Consider the following 13,438-nt stretch of genomic DNA (forward strand, 5'->3'; position numbering starts at 1 on the left):
TAAATAGTTGTCTGAATGGGCAGTTGCAATTGTCAGGCAGCGACCCAGCGGCGATCAATAGCGCGACGAGGGCATTCCGCCGGTTCGGCGTCAATCATACGGGGAGCGATACAATGGCCAATGAAGTGACCACTGCACCAGCAACTGAAGTGGCGCCAGTCGCGATGTCGGCTGACAAGCCGCTGCAGTATCTGGACAAGGCGGTCAACGCCATTCGCGACCTGGGGATCTGGCCTGAACAGCAGGGTGAAGCCCCAATTACCGGCCTGCTCGCCAAGATCACCGAACTGGACGAGACCCGCGTGGTACTGATTGGTCGCACGCTAAGCCAGGCGAGCGCCTTCAATGAAGTGGTCCGCGAGCAGATCGCCGCCATGAAGATCGGTGAGCGCTACGAAGACATCACCAAGGGTTTTGATTCCATCCGCGACGACGCCAAGGGCATGGTCGACCAGTTGGCAGACAACAAGCTCGACCTGCTTGAGCGGGCGTCCAATGTGTGGATGAAGGTCAGCCGCGGCGATATCGCCACGCGCTTTGACAAAATCCGTGACACCTATCTGGCCGTCACGGCCGACACCAAGGATCAGATCGACCGCGAACACACCATTCTGGAGGCCTATCGCGACTTCCGTGGCGCGCTCAAGCAGTCAGAAGTGATGGCCCTGGAAGTGCTGGGTACCGCTGAAAAGCGTCTAACCGAGAAAAAGAACATCCTCCAGGCTGCTTCGGAAGCCGTCTCGACGTATGCCGGCAGCGTTCCTGCTGATCGTGCGCGTCTGGAAATGGATCGCGACGAAAAGCTGCGCGACATGCAAAATGAAGAGTCGCGCTATCAGATCGCCAAGGATCTCTCGGACAATCTGACCATTTCGTACAACACGTCCGAAGTGGTGATGGCTCGTCTGATGCAGACGACCAATGCCAAGGAGCGGGTCTATCAGCAGTCGATTTCGTTCTTCTCGACCAATGAGACCGTGCTGACCGCATTGTCCGCGTCGTTCACCGGCATGTTTGGCCTGCATGAATCCACCGAGACACTGAACGCCATGAAGGAAGGGATGAGCAAGAGTCTCGAAACCCTTTCCGAGATCGGCGACAAGGTGACCGAGGAAGCCGTCCGGGCTGGCTACGGCCCAACGGTGCGCGCCGACGCGGTCAAGAAGCTGGTGGATTCGGTGGTGAACTTCCAAGAGAAGAGCCGCACCATCATCAACGAGATGCGCGTCGCGTCGACCAAGAATTCCGAGGAAATCCGCGACGCTGTTGAAGATGGCAAGCGCCGTCTGGCGGCTTTGGCTGCCGAGGGCAATGCGCTGCTGCTCGAGGACCGGAACTGAGCCGAGAGACGCATACGGGTGGACGGCAATTATGAGTGACGCGACCGCAAAGTCCGCTGCACCCCTGGACGAAGTCATGCTGGCGATGGATGTGGTGGATACCCTGCGTCACCAGCAAGGTCTGGCGACGCGTGAACTCGACACCGACGCCAAAGAAGCGCAACTGATCTCCAAGCTGCGCGATATCTATCATCAGCAGGGCATTGAAGTGCCAGACCACATCCTCAAAGAGGGTGTGGCGGCACTGCAGGAAAGTCGTTTTGCCTATGATGCGCCCGAGCCAAGCTTTGGTGTGACCCTGGCCAAGCTCTATGTGGGTCGCAAGCAATGGGGTAAGCCCGTGCTCGCCATAGTCGGCGCAGTACTGGCGGTCATGATTGGCTATTTCGGCGTCTGGCAACCGTATCAAGCCGGACAGGCCGAACAGGCCAGGATCGAGCTGGCCGAAGGTCTGCCAGCGCAGATGGACGCGCTATATGAGACCATTTTTGAAGAAACCAAGGTGCAGCAGGCCGTTGTGGATGCCGAGGCCCTGCGGACCCGCGGTCAAACCTTTGCTGCTGAAGGTGACCGCGCTGCTGCAGAAGCAGCGGTTGCTGATCTGACCACGCTGCGCGATCAGTTACGTCAGGAATATACGCTGCGGGTGGTCAATCGCCCCGATGAACAATCGGGCTTCTGGACCTTTCCGGAAATCAATACCGACGCCACCAATTACTATCTGGTGGTCGAAGCGCTCGATACCGATGGAGATGCCATCAGCCTGCCAATCCTGAACGAGGAGAACGGGCAGACAGAAACTGTGGCTAAATGGGGCGTGCGGGTCCCAGAGTCGGTCTACGAGGCCGTCGTGGCCGACAAGCAGGATGACGGCATCATCCAGAGCAATGAGATCGGTCGTAAATCGTATGGTTTTGTAGATGTCGAATACAATGTGCCGGTATCCGGCGGGGCGGTAACGCGGTGGTAGAGCTATGAGTATCCGCGGTCCCGAAGCCCTGGCGAGCCTTGACGAGGCGATGCGCGATATCCGTCGCGAGGAAGACGAAATTTCCAAGCGTCTTGCCCGTTCGGCCGAGCGTATCAGCAAGATCCGCGAGAGTGAGGCCGAGCTGTTCCGGCAGTTGGCCCGTTTGCGGCTCGACCCGGCGGTGCAGGGCGAGCTTGATGGCGCCATTACCACGGCTGAGACCAAGGCACGCGCGCAGATAAAGACCCATGCCAAGGAGCTGAGCAAGGCTGAAAGCGCTATTGCCAGCATTGACGAAGCGCTCAACAAACTCACCGGTGAACGCGCCGATGCGCTCAAGCAGTTTGAGAGCCATCAGGCCCAGCTCAAGGCGTTGGCGAGCAAGCTGGGGGCGACGATTGCGCGCGACCCCGCCTTTGCTGCCAAGCGGCAGAAGGCCAGCGAGCTGGCTGAAGTGGCGGCGCAGTCGATGCGTAAGACCGAACAGGCCGAAGCGGACCGTGATGAAAAGGGACAGCCTTACCGCGACGACCCTCTGTTTATGTATCTGTGGGAAGCCGGCTATGGCACCTCGAACTATCGCGCCAACAATCTGGTGCGCTATCTCGACGGCCTGGTGGCCGGACTGATCAAATTCCACAAGGCGCGGCCGAACTTTGCCATGCTCAATGAGATTCCGTTGCGGCTGCGTGAGCATGCCGAACGGCAGATTGCGATTGCCAGCGTGGCCGAGACCGAGCTGGATGCTCTGGAGACCGAAGCCATCGACACCGCCGGGGGCAAACCCATTCGCGAAGCGATGGAAAGCGCTCAGCAGCGGATCGATGCGCTGGATGCTCAAATCATGGCGCATGAGGACCAGCGCGATGAGACCGCCAAGACCGTTGCCGGCCTGTCGCAAGGGCTCAACCCGGCCTTTGAAAGCGCATCGGCAGAACTGGCGACCGCACTAGGGCGCGAAGATATCAAAACCCTGCTGGCTGACGCCCGTCGCACCCGCACGGGCCAAGACGACACGATCGTTGCCCAGATCGACGATGCCCGAGCCCGGGCACGCGAAGAAGATCAGGAGACGCGCGAGCAGAAAGAGCGCCTCAAGACCCTGGCGGCCCGGCGGCGCGAGCTGGAAGACATTCAGTGGGAGTTCAAAAAGCAGCGGTTTGATGATCCGCGCTCGACCTTCCGCGAAGACCGGCTGGTGGGCGATCTGCTCAATGATTTCCTGCGCGGCGGCATTACCGCTGCGAGCTATTGGGACAGTTGGCAGCGCAGCCAGAACTGGAGCGCAGGCACCTCGGACTGGGGTGGTGGCGTCGGCCTGCCCAATAATGGTCGTCAGCGCTCGAACAACCCCTGGCCAGATAATGGCGGCTTCAAGTGGCCCGATAATAGCTTTGGTGGCGGTGCGGGCGGCAAGACCAAGGGCGGCTTCGGTGGCGGTTTCGGACGCCCCTCGGGTGGCTCGGGATCAGGCGGCGGGTTTTCACGGCCCCGCACCGGCTCAGGCGGCACACGCAAGCATGGCGGCTTCAAGACCGGCGGCGGCTTCTAGCAGCTAATTGGCGGGCGGCTGAGCCATCAGCTCCCAGATATTGCCTTCACTGTCCTCGAAATAGGCAGAATAGCCCCATTCGGACTGGGTGCCTTCGGTGACTATGGCGCCACCACCGGCCAGCACCTTGCGCAAGATTTCGTCGACTTCTGCTGCGCTGGATGCCTGGTGGCTGAGCACAAAGCCGGGCGTCCCGGCCACGGCGATGTCCTTGCCGGCTGTCTGGGCGATCTGCTCGCGCGGGAACAGTACAAAGGAAAAGCCGTCATCAAAAAAGAAGGCTACGTGGTCTTCTCCAGCGCCGATCTGCTCTTCGGCGATGTCGAACAGAGCCCGATAGAACACGAAGGCGCGCTCCAGATCATCGACACCGATGGTAATGATGGAAATCGATGGCTTCATGGTGCGCTCCTTTGCGATCTTGGCTTCACGTTAGCCATCGCAAGCTGAATCGTCACCCGTAATAGACACTGATTTTCTGCCCACCGATCTGGTGCACCTTGATGTCCATCTCATAGATTTTCGAGAGGACGTCGGGATCAATCATGGCATCGGCAGCGCCCTGCCCCACCACCTTGCCCAGCTTCATGGCGACGATGTAGTCCGAATACCAGGACGCGAAATTGATGTCGTGCAGCACCAATACCACGGTCTTGCCGAGCTCATCGGCGGCACGGCGCAGCAGTTTCATCATGCCCATAGCGTGCTTCATGTCGAGATTGTTGAGCGGCTCGTCGAGCAGCACATAATCAGTGTCCTGACACAGCACCATGGCGACAAACGCCCGCTGACGCTGGCCGCCCGAAAGCTCGTCAAGGAAGCGATCAGCAAGTTCGAGCAGGTTGAGGTAACCCAGCGCCTGTTCGATGTGGTGCTGATCCTCTGTGGTCAGACGTCCTTTGGAATAGGGATAGCGACCAAAGCTGACCAGATCGCGCACCGTCAGACGGGCGGTCATGTGGTTGTCCTGGCGCAAAATGGACAGGCGGCGCGCGAGCACGTCGCTGGGCGTGGTCGCGATATTGAGTCCATCAATGACAACGGTGCCGGTGTCCATGGCCATCAGGCGGCTGACCATTGAAAGCAGCGTGGACTTGCCCGCGCCGTTGGGGCCGATAATTGAGGTGATGCCGCCGGCCGGCAGGTTCAGCGAGACGCCGTCGACAACGCAACTGGTTCCGTAATGCTTGGTCACGCCCTGGGTGACGATCATCGGGCAGCTCTCCGCAGAACAAGGAAGATAAAGACGATACCACCCAGAAACTCGATGATGATCGAGAGGGCCGTATCAAAGGCAAATACGCGTTCGAGCACGGTCTGGCCGCCGACCAGAAAGATGATCGACAGCAGCACGGCAGCAGGCAGCACGAATTTGTGACGGCTGGTGCCCACCAATCCATGCGCAAGACTGGCGACCAACAGGCCGAAAAAGGTGATGGGTCCCACCAGCGCGGTGGAGACGGCGACCAGCACCGAGACCAGCATCAAAATGGTCACCACCGTGCGCTTGTAGGGCACGCCCAGATTGATCGCCTGGGACCGCCCAAGCGCGAGCACATCGAAGGTGTGACCGAGGCGGAACGCGACCAGGCTAACGGCGATGACAATGATGGTTGATGTGGTCAGCAAGGTCGTATCGACCGTGGCGAAACTGGCAAAAAAGCTGTCCTGCAGCACATTGAAGGCGTTGGGATCGAGCAGACGCTGCATGAACTGGCTCAGGCTGCGAAACAGAATGCCAAAGACAATCCCGACCAGCACCAGCAAATGCAGGCTGCGCTCTTCACCCAGAAACAGCCAGCGGAACAGCAGGCCGGAGAACACGACCATCACGACGATCTCGACACCGAACTGGGCCTGGTCGTTCAGCGTGGTCAAGGCACCGGCGCCCAGAAAAAAGACAATGGCGGTCTGGAGCAGGATGTAGAGCGCGTCGAACCCCATGATGGAGGGGGTCAGAATGCGGTTATTGGTGACCGTCTGAAATAGCACGGTCGAGACCGCCACCGCATAGGCCACCAGCACCAGCGCCAGCAGTTTGCGGCCTCGGAACGGCAGCACAAAGCTCCAGCTACCCTTGGCGCCGAGCGTCATGAAGCAGAGAAGTGAAACCAGCGCGAGCAGGCTGAGAACGATCAGAGCAAGGACCGGGCGAGAGAGCTTAACTGGCATGGCGCGGGGTCCGCAGCAGCAGATAGAGGAAGATGGCGCTACCGGCGACGCCGACCACCACACTGATGGGGATTTCATAGGGAGCCCGGATCAGGCGTCCCAGAATATCGCAGGCCAGCACGAAGCCGGCTCCAGACACAGCCACCCAGGGCACGGTGCGGCGCATATTGTCACCGACAAACAGGCTGACCAGATTAGGAATGATCAGGCCCAGAAACGGGATGGACCCGGCGCTGACCAGTACCACTGCGCTGATCAGCGAAACGATGACCAGTCCGAGCACCATGACGCGCTCATAGTTCAGACCCAGATTGGTGGTGAAGTCCTTGCCCATGCCCGCCACGGTGAACCGGTCAGCAGCGATATAGGCGAGAATGGCGCAGGCTAGACCGATCCAGAGCAGTTCATAACGGCCGCGAAGAATTCCGGAGAAGTCGCCCATGTTCCAGGCGAGCAGCGAGGGCAGCAGACCGTATCGGTAGGCAAAAAAACTGGTGACGGCCCCAATAATGCCGCCCAGCATGATGCCGACCAGCGGCACCAGCAATTGGTCGCGCAGCGGCACCACCCGCAAAATCCGCAGGAACAAAGCGGTTCCCGCCAAAGCAAAGGCAGCGGCAACCAGCATCTTGGCCATCAAGGGCCAGCCCGGCGCCAGAATGGTGACGACGAGAAAACCGAGGCTGGCAGCTTCGGTTGTGCCCGCGGTGGAGGGTTCGACGAAGCGGTTGCGCACCACCATCTGCATCACCAGCCCGGCAATGGCGAGCGAACTGCCCGCCAGAATGATCGCCAGTGTGCGTGGAATACGGCTGATCAGCAGTACCTGCATCGCGCGGCTATCAGCGTCAGACGCCAAAAGGGTGCCAAGCGAAACATCGCTGACACCAACAAACAGGCTGACAATGGCCAGGGCAATAGTTGCCCCGATGGCAAGAGCAAGCAGGCGCATCGCGACCAGCTCCAATCAAACAGGCAAACACCCGGCTGCCGAAACAGCCGGGTGTTGGTTGGTTCTCGTGGGGGATTAGCCGTTCAGGCCGGCCAGCACCTGATCGAGCAGCAGCATCACGCCGGTATAGCCGTGCATGGTGATGTAAGCAGCCTGCGGATCGAGATAGACGATGTGCCCGTTCTGGGCAGCACTGGTCTGGTTGACCAACTCGTTGTCGAGCAGGGCAGCGGCTGCGCCGGTGCTTTCGCCGGTTCCCGCATTGCGGTCGATAACGAACAGCCAGTCGGGGTTGGTTTCCAGGATGAACTCAAACGAGATGCCGTCGCCACCGTGATCGCCATCTTCGACGTCAGGCATGGCAGTGGGAATACCGAGCTGATTGTGGATCCAGGCAACGCGGCTGTCGGGACCATAGACGCCGACATTGCCGGCATTGGTGACCAGCACCAGAGCATTGCCCTTGCCGTCGGCAGCAGCCTTGACCTCAGCCACTTTGGCATCGAGCGCGGCGTTGAGTTCGGCAGCCTTGTCCTGCAGCTGGAAGATTTCCCCCAGCTTGGTCAGATTGGCCTCAATGCCACCGATGATGTCGGCATTGTCGATCGACATGTCGATGGTGGGCAGAATGTCCTTGGCCGTCTCGTAGGCTGCGCGCGAGCGGGCGCCAACGACGTAAAGATCAGCTTCCGAGGCGGCGATGCCTTCAAAATCGGGCTCAAACAGCGAGCCGATCTGCAACGCATCTGGCGCCACGAACCCCTGAAGATAAGCCGGGGAGTTGGAGGCAGGTACGCCGGCAACGGCAATGCCCATGGCATGCAGGTTATCAAATGCAGCCCAGTCCGAGGTCAGCACCTTTGCTGGTACACCGGAAATAGTGGTTTCGCCCTGTGCATGGGTGACCGTGACGTCTTGCGCCAGGGACATGCTGGGCAGGGCAAGAGCGCCAGCGACCAGCGCTGCGAGAATGGCGGGCGTGTGAGTAAGCTTGTTCACTTGGCATCCAATCGGGAACGACAAACAGGGGCACAATCAAACATGATTGAGTATGTCCGGTTATTATCCACGCCGCCAAGCGGAGTCAAAAGCTAATGTGATATTTTCCGTCATATTATAAGCGCCCGGGCTGAACTTAATCAGACCGGGCGGGGGATCAGGACTTGGCCAGCAGCATGCGCAGCTTTGCCAGTGCCGTGGTCTGATCTTCGCGATAGGCAATTGTGCCCTGGAATTCGCCGTTGTCGTCGATCAGGAAAACCGAGGCGCTGTGGTCCATGGTGTAATCGTCGCCTTCGAGCGGCACGCGCTCGTAAAAGACAGCCCAGGACCGGGCGATCTTGGCAATTTCCTCGGGCGAGCCGGTCAAGCCGGTAATGCGATCACTGACCCAACCGACATAGTCAGCGAGGATTTCTGGCGTATCGCGTTCTGGATCGACCGTGACGAAGTAGGCGCGCAGATCCTCGCCTTCATCGCCAAGCGCTTCAAACCAACCGGCCATTTCCGCCATGGTTGTGGGGCACACTTCAGGGCAATGGGTGAAACCAAAGAATAGCGCCGAGGGATGGCCCACAAAGATGGTTTCATCCACCGCATTGCCTTTCTGATCAACCAGATCATAGCTCCCCGTGCCAAAGCCCGAGGCGGGTTTGGGTGGTTCGCGCAGCAAAAACGCCCCGGCTCCGGCCGTCAATGCAAGCACGCCAACCAGTCCCCAGAGCCAGAAACGAATGGTCCCAAGATCCATCAATTGGTGCTTTCGCTGTTCAGGGCGTCATGGTCCATCATGGGCGCATCATCCTGGCTGGCGCCGTGATCCATTTCCATTGCGCCATGCCCTGCACTATCGGCAGCAGTGCCCAGCACGGGCAGTTCGACTTCAACCGGACCGGCCTTCTCAAATACCAGCGTGATGGTGATGCTTTCGCCTTCAACGAAGGCCTGATTGAGACCCATGAACATGATGTGGTAGCCGCCGGGAGCCAGGGCCACGGTTGCACCGGCGGGGATTTCCAGCCCTTCGGCCAATTCACGCATCTTCATGACGTCGCCCTGCATGGACATTTCATGGATCTGGGTGTCGCCAGCTACGCTGGATGTGGCCGAGATGAGACGGTCAGTCTGATCACCTGTATTCTCGATGGTCAGAAAGCCACCCCCGACCGGCGCATTGGGCAGGGTGGCGCGGGTGAAGGGCGCCGAGATGCTGATTTCACCGAGGTGAACAACACCGTTATGGGCTAAGGCGGGGGTAACGAGCAGAAGAGTGGCCGCAAGGGCGGCGCGCAGCAGAGTGATCATGATGATCTCCGGAAATGGCAGTGTGATTTGAGGCGAGCCCAATGGCTCAGGCGGTCAAACCAGTGCCGGCGGTCCGCGCGGTCCCGATGGTGCGGCAATGATCGCAGGCGTCGGGGTCTGCGTTGCAAAGGGGCGCGGGGCCGTCAGGCGTGCGGGGCGCTGCTCGAGTACCAGCGCTGTCGACGTGGGCGCCACCGCGGCAGGCTTGCCAATACCGGTTACGGGACATTTGGTGAGCGAAACGTCGCCGTCCTGCCCATTGGTTTCGAGCGAATTACACAGCACCCAGCCGGTCTGGATGGTGCTGTAGCCGAGTTCCTCAAAGGCCAGTTGGCTGGCGCGGGCTTCGTGCAGCGGCGCCAGGATGGTAAACAGATAGACGGCGAGGACAGCCAGGGCCGTTCCGATCTCTCTGCTGAAGCTGCGCGCGCTGTTCATGGCTCACTCATAGGATGGCACCGCGGCGCGCGAAAGCGCCGAAATGTCGCAAGCCTCAGATTGAGGGGACGTAGGTTTCGCTGCACAGCGTAATGAAGGTCTTGACCGCTGCCGAGAGCGGCGTCGACTTGCGGCGTGCCACCAGAAGCTGGCGCAATGCCCAAGGCTCAGCCAAAGGGGCGCAGATCAGATCGGTGCCGGCCAGCAGATGCAGGCTGGTCGAGCGTAGAAAGCCGATGCCAAAACCGGCCTCAACCATGCGTACCAGCGCCGGGAAACTCTCGACGCGCAGCGTTTCCGTCAGCGGCTTGTCGGCGGCCTTGGCGGCATCGGCCAGTAGTCGATCAAGCGAGCCGGCGTGATGAATGCCGACAATGGGATGATCGAGCACATCGGCAAAGGCGATATCCTTGCGCGGCTCGATCCGGTCCGCCAGGGCGTGATCAGGCGGCGCCACAACCCACACTCGATCATCCTCAAAAGGTTTGATGTCGAAGCGCGTGAAATCGTAATTGTCCGAGACGATGGCGACATCGGCTCGCCCTTCGTCCAGCGCCAACAGTGCCTTGGCTGCGCTCATTTCCTGAATATCGAGATCGATGCCGACATGCTTGTCAGCGTAGCGTGCGAGCAATTCGGGCAACCGCCCGGTGAGTGCCGAACTGGTACAGGCCAGTCGGAGCGCGCCGCGCTGGCCGCTGCCAAAATCGGCCATGACGGCATCGAGGTCGGCAATGGCGCGCAAGACGGTGCGACAACCCTCGGCATAGGACAGACCCGCCGTGGTCAGCTTGACCCCGTGCGCGGAGCGGTCAAACAGGACGACCCCCAGGCGGCTTTCGAGATCGGATACGCGGCGGCTGACAGCCGAAGAGGCAATGCCCTCGCGCTCGGCGGCGCGGCCGATCGAACCGGTATCGGCCAGCAATAGAATCAAGCGCGCGGTAACGCTGTCGAACGGTGTCATCTGGTCTCCTGAGGGCACCATACCCATCAGCGTCAGATCAGCAAGGAAATGCCGCGCAGCAGATAGAAAATCCCTATCGCGGTCACGATCAGTCGCGTCCAGGCGCGGAAATTGGCGTCGGTCAGCCGCTGCAAGATCCAGTGTCCTGCACTGGTGCCAGCAATGGCGAAGGGCGCGGCCAGCGCAATGGCGCCCCATTCAAGCGGGGTCAGGACCTGGGTGGCATTCCAGTAGAACACAACCTTGGCCGCATGGGACACGACCTGGGTGGCCGCCTTGGTGGCAATAACCTTGCGGCGATCCATCTCGGTACGGATGAAGAAGATATCGACGGTGGGGCCGGACACGCCGACCGTCAGGTTCAGCCCACCGCCGAGCAGGCCACAGAAAAATGCGTGCGCTGGCTTGCTGGCATCAAGCGCCAGCCAGTGCTTGGGGATCCAGACCAGAACGGGCAGCAGACCGATGGTGATGCAGACGGTGGCCAGATCGGGCGTGTAACGCACGATGAACAGGATGATGCCCGCCACCAGCAGCCCCAGGCAGATGGTGCCGAGGATTTTCCAGTCGATGAAGGCGCGGGACAGAAAAGCCCGAGAACCATTGGCGACAATCTGGATGGCGCCCTGAACGGCTATTGCTGTGCCCACGGGCAGAATCGTCAGCAGAATGCCCAGAAGTACGAGGCCGCCGGCCATGCCGAAGACGCCCGAGAGTGTTGACGTGGCAAACACTGCCAGCAGCAGCACCGCAGTGATCAAGATCGTCATGCCCGTTTTCCCTCAAAGCTGAGGCTAGTCATGACTGCGCCGGTGGCATGCGCCAAGAACCAATGCGGCATGAGGGGATGCCGAATACGCGCCGGGAAGCGCCGGCCAGCCAGACCGCCTCAGGTTGAGGCGGCCTTTGCGTTGCCCTGGCTCACCAGTTCATCGGGAATGTCGTCAAAGCTGGAATAGTTCATGTTGTAGAGCTTGGCGTAGAGCCCGCCGAGTTCCATCAGTTCGTCATGATTGCCGGTTTCGATCAGTTCGCCATTCTGCAGCACGATGATCCGATCGGCGCCACGAATGGTGGCCAGCCGGTGGGCAATGACCATGCCGGTGCGACCCTCAAGCAGGGTCAACAGCGCCTTCTGAATCTGTCGCTCGGTATAGCTGTCGATATTGGCAGTGGCTTCGTCGAGCACCAGTATCTTGGCGTCGGCCACCAGCGCCCGTGCAAAACTGAGCAATTGCCGCTGGCCTTGCGAGAGGTTGGATCCACGCTGTTCGAGCACTGTGTCATAGCCTTCGGGCAGGCGGACGATGAACTCATGCGCTCCCACGGCCTTGGCCGCGTCAATGACGTCTTCAAGAGTAGCCGTACTTTTATTGTAGCGAATGTTCTCGAACACGCTACCGGTGAACAGGAAGGCCTCCTGGAGCACCATGGCAACCTGTTGACCCAGCGATTCCTGGGTGATGTCGCGCACGTCGTGCCCGCCAACCAGCACGGCGCCCGACTGCACTTCGTAGAAGCGATGCACCAGTGCCATGGCACTGGTCTTGCCCGATCCGGTGGGGCCGACCAGCGCGACGGTCTCGCCCGGCTTGACCTTGAAGCTGACCTTCTTGAGCACCGGACGATCAGCATCATAGGCGAAGTCGACATTGCGGAACTCGACCGAGCCATCCATGTCGCGGGTCAACTCGATCGCGCCGGGCCTGTCGTTGATGGAGGCTGGAATATCGAGCACTTCGGTGATGCGCCGGCCCGAGGTCATGGCCCGCTGCATGATGGAATACTGCATGGTCAACGAGCGGATCGGATCAAAGAAGCGCTGCACATAGAACAGGAAGGCGACGATGACGCCGACTTCGAGTCCGCCATTGAGCACCAGCGAGCCGCCCACCACCACAACGATGGCCATGGCTGAACCGGTGAGACTGTCGACGATGGGCACCATGACCTGGGCAAAGCGTGAGCCGGTCAGCTGGGTGCGCAAATTGGCGTAGGCTTTGTCATCGAACAGGTCGAAATTGACCTTCTGGCGGTCCAGATTCTGCACCGTGCGCACGCCATTGATCCCCTCGGCCATGGCGCCGGCGGTGATGGAATTAGTTTCATGCGCCGCCCAGAAGGCACGCTTGGCGCGGGGCAACCAGAAGATGCGCACCACAAACAGGATGGGCATGGTGGACAGGGTCAGCAAGCCCAGACGAAAATCGAGGCTGAGCAGCACCACCACGATACCGACCAGCAGCACCATGTCGCCGACCGAGATCACCGAGGTTTCCAAAAACTCCTGCATGGAGTTCACATCGCCCTGCAATCGGCTCATCAGGCGGCCGACTTCAGTCTTGTCCATGAAGCTGAGCGAGACACGCTGGAGTTGTGCAAACATGGCGCGGCGCATGTCGAACAGCACGTTTTCAGCAACCTTACCAACTTCGGTTTCCTGAACGAAGGACGCGCCAAAATTGAACAGGACAGCGATGGCAAAGGCGCCGATGGCCCACAGCAGATTGGTGGCGTTGCCGCCCTGGGTCATGCCGCTATCGATGGCGCGCCCGATGATCAGGGGGATCGCCAGCTGGGTGGTGGTAAACACCAGTACCGCTGCCACGGCCAGATAGATGCGCAGCCTGTAGGGGCGCACAAAGGCCCAGATACGGCGCACCGTTTTGGGGTCATAGGCCTTGCCGAAGATCTCTTCTTCAATGCGGTGGCTGCCCACGCTGGCACGGGGGGACGCTGACCG

14 protein-coding genes are annotated in these 13,438 nt (G+C 60.2%); 3 read left to right on the top strand and 11 right to left on the bottom strand.

The features are described from left to right. Window positions 1-113: 113 nt before the first annotated feature. The 3 genes from AC0L37_RS15850 to AC0L37_RS15860 are packed head-to-tail and all read left to right on the top strand — an operon-like array spanning window position 114 to window position 3,862. Window positions 114-1,340: a cell surface protein gene (locus AC0L37_RS15850; RefSeq protein WP_427857110.1), complete on the top strand. Its 1,227-nt coding sequence runs from the start codon at window positions 114-116 to the stop codon at window positions 1,338-1,340. A gap of 31 nt (window positions 1,341-1,371) precedes the next feature. Next, window positions 1,372-2,310 (top strand): DUF6384 family protein, encoded by a 939-nt coding sequence (locus AC0L37_RS15855; RefSeq protein ID WP_212659525.1) that lies wholly within the window; start codon window positions 1,372-1,374, stop codon window positions 2,308-2,310. A gap of 4 nt (window positions 2,311-2,314) precedes the next feature. Then, entirely contained in the window at window positions 2,315-3,862 is a 1,548-nt protein-coding gene (locus AC0L37_RS15860; protein WP_282222682.1) for a coiled-coil domain-containing protein, read from the top strand. 3 nt (window positions 3,863-3,865) lie between these two features. On the opposite strand, the gene AC0L37_RS15865 is transcribed toward AC0L37_RS15860, so the two are convergent. From AC0L37_RS15865 to AC0L37_RS15915, 11 genes are all read right to left on the bottom strand, one after another. Continuing rightward, a complete protein-coding gene (locus tag AC0L37_RS15865; protein ID WP_212659523.1) occupies window positions 3,866-4,264 on the bottom strand; it encodes a VOC family protein in 399 nt (132 codons plus the stop codon). A 52-nt stretch (window positions 4,265-4,316) separates the two neighbouring features. Beyond that, window positions 4,317-5,075, bottom strand: a complete 759-nt coding sequence (locus tag AC0L37_RS15870; RefSeq protein ID WP_282222681.1) for an iron ABC transporter ATP-binding protein — start codon at window positions 5,073-5,075, stop codon at window positions 4,317-4,319. Next, window positions 5,072-6,034 carry an iron chelate uptake ABC transporter family permease subunit gene (locus AC0L37_RS15875; protein ID WP_212659521.1) on the bottom strand — a complete coding sequence of 321 codons (963 nt, stop codon included), beginning with the start codon at window positions 6,032-6,034 and terminating at the stop codon, window positions 5,072-5,074. The genes AC0L37_RS15870 and AC0L37_RS15875 overlap by 4 nt, the downstream gene beginning before the upstream one ends. Next, window positions 6,024-6,986: an ABC transporter permease gene (locus tag AC0L37_RS15880; protein WP_212659520.1), complete on the bottom strand. Its 963-nt coding sequence runs from the start codon at window positions 6,984-6,986 to the stop codon at window positions 6,024-6,026. Before AC0L37_RS15880 ends, AC0L37_RS15875 begins: the two co-directional genes overlap by 11 nt. A gap of 75 nt (window positions 6,987-7,061) precedes the next feature. Next, entirely contained in the window at window positions 7,062-7,985 is a 924-nt protein-coding gene (locus AC0L37_RS15885; protein ID WP_282222680.1) for a siderophore ABC transporter substrate-binding protein, read from the bottom strand. 157 nt (window positions 7,986-8,142) lie between these two features. Next, on the bottom strand, window positions 8,143-8,736 hold the full coding sequence (locus AC0L37_RS15890; RefSeq protein WP_282222679.1) for an SCO family protein: 594 nt from the start codon (window positions 8,734-8,736) through the stop codon (window positions 8,143-8,145). Next, window positions 8,736-9,290, bottom strand: coding sequence for a copper chaperone PCu(A)C (locus AC0L37_RS15895; RefSeq protein ID WP_282222678.1), 555 nt, complete (start codon window positions 9,288-9,290; stop codon window positions 8,736-8,738). The genes AC0L37_RS15890 and AC0L37_RS15895 overlap by 1 nt, the downstream gene beginning before the upstream one ends. A gap of 54 nt (window positions 9,291-9,344) precedes the next feature. Beyond that, window positions 9,345-9,728, bottom strand: coding sequence for a hypothetical protein (locus AC0L37_RS15900; RefSeq protein WP_282222677.1), 384 nt, complete (start codon window positions 9,726-9,728; stop codon window positions 9,345-9,347). Between the two features lie 55 nt (window positions 9,729-9,783). Continuing rightward, on the bottom strand, window positions 9,784-10,695 hold the full coding sequence (locus AC0L37_RS15905) for a LysR family transcriptional regulator (RefSeq protein ID WP_282222676.1): 912 nt from the start codon (window positions 10,693-10,695) through the stop codon (window positions 9,784-9,786). Between the two features lie 32 nt (window positions 10,696-10,727). After that, a complete protein-coding gene (locus tag AC0L37_RS15910; RefSeq protein ID WP_212659515.1) occupies window positions 10,728-11,465 on the bottom strand; it encodes a TSUP family transporter in 738 nt (245 codons plus the stop codon). A 119-nt stretch (window positions 11,466-11,584) separates the two neighbouring features. Then, on the bottom strand, window positions 11,585-13,414 hold the full coding sequence (locus AC0L37_RS15915; RefSeq protein WP_282222675.1) for an ABC transporter ATP-binding protein: 1,830 nt from the start codon (window positions 13,412-13,414) through the stop codon (window positions 11,585-11,587). Window positions 13,415-13,438: the final 24 nt, after the last annotated feature.

This window comes from Devosia sp. J2-20, from assembly GCF_055808475.1.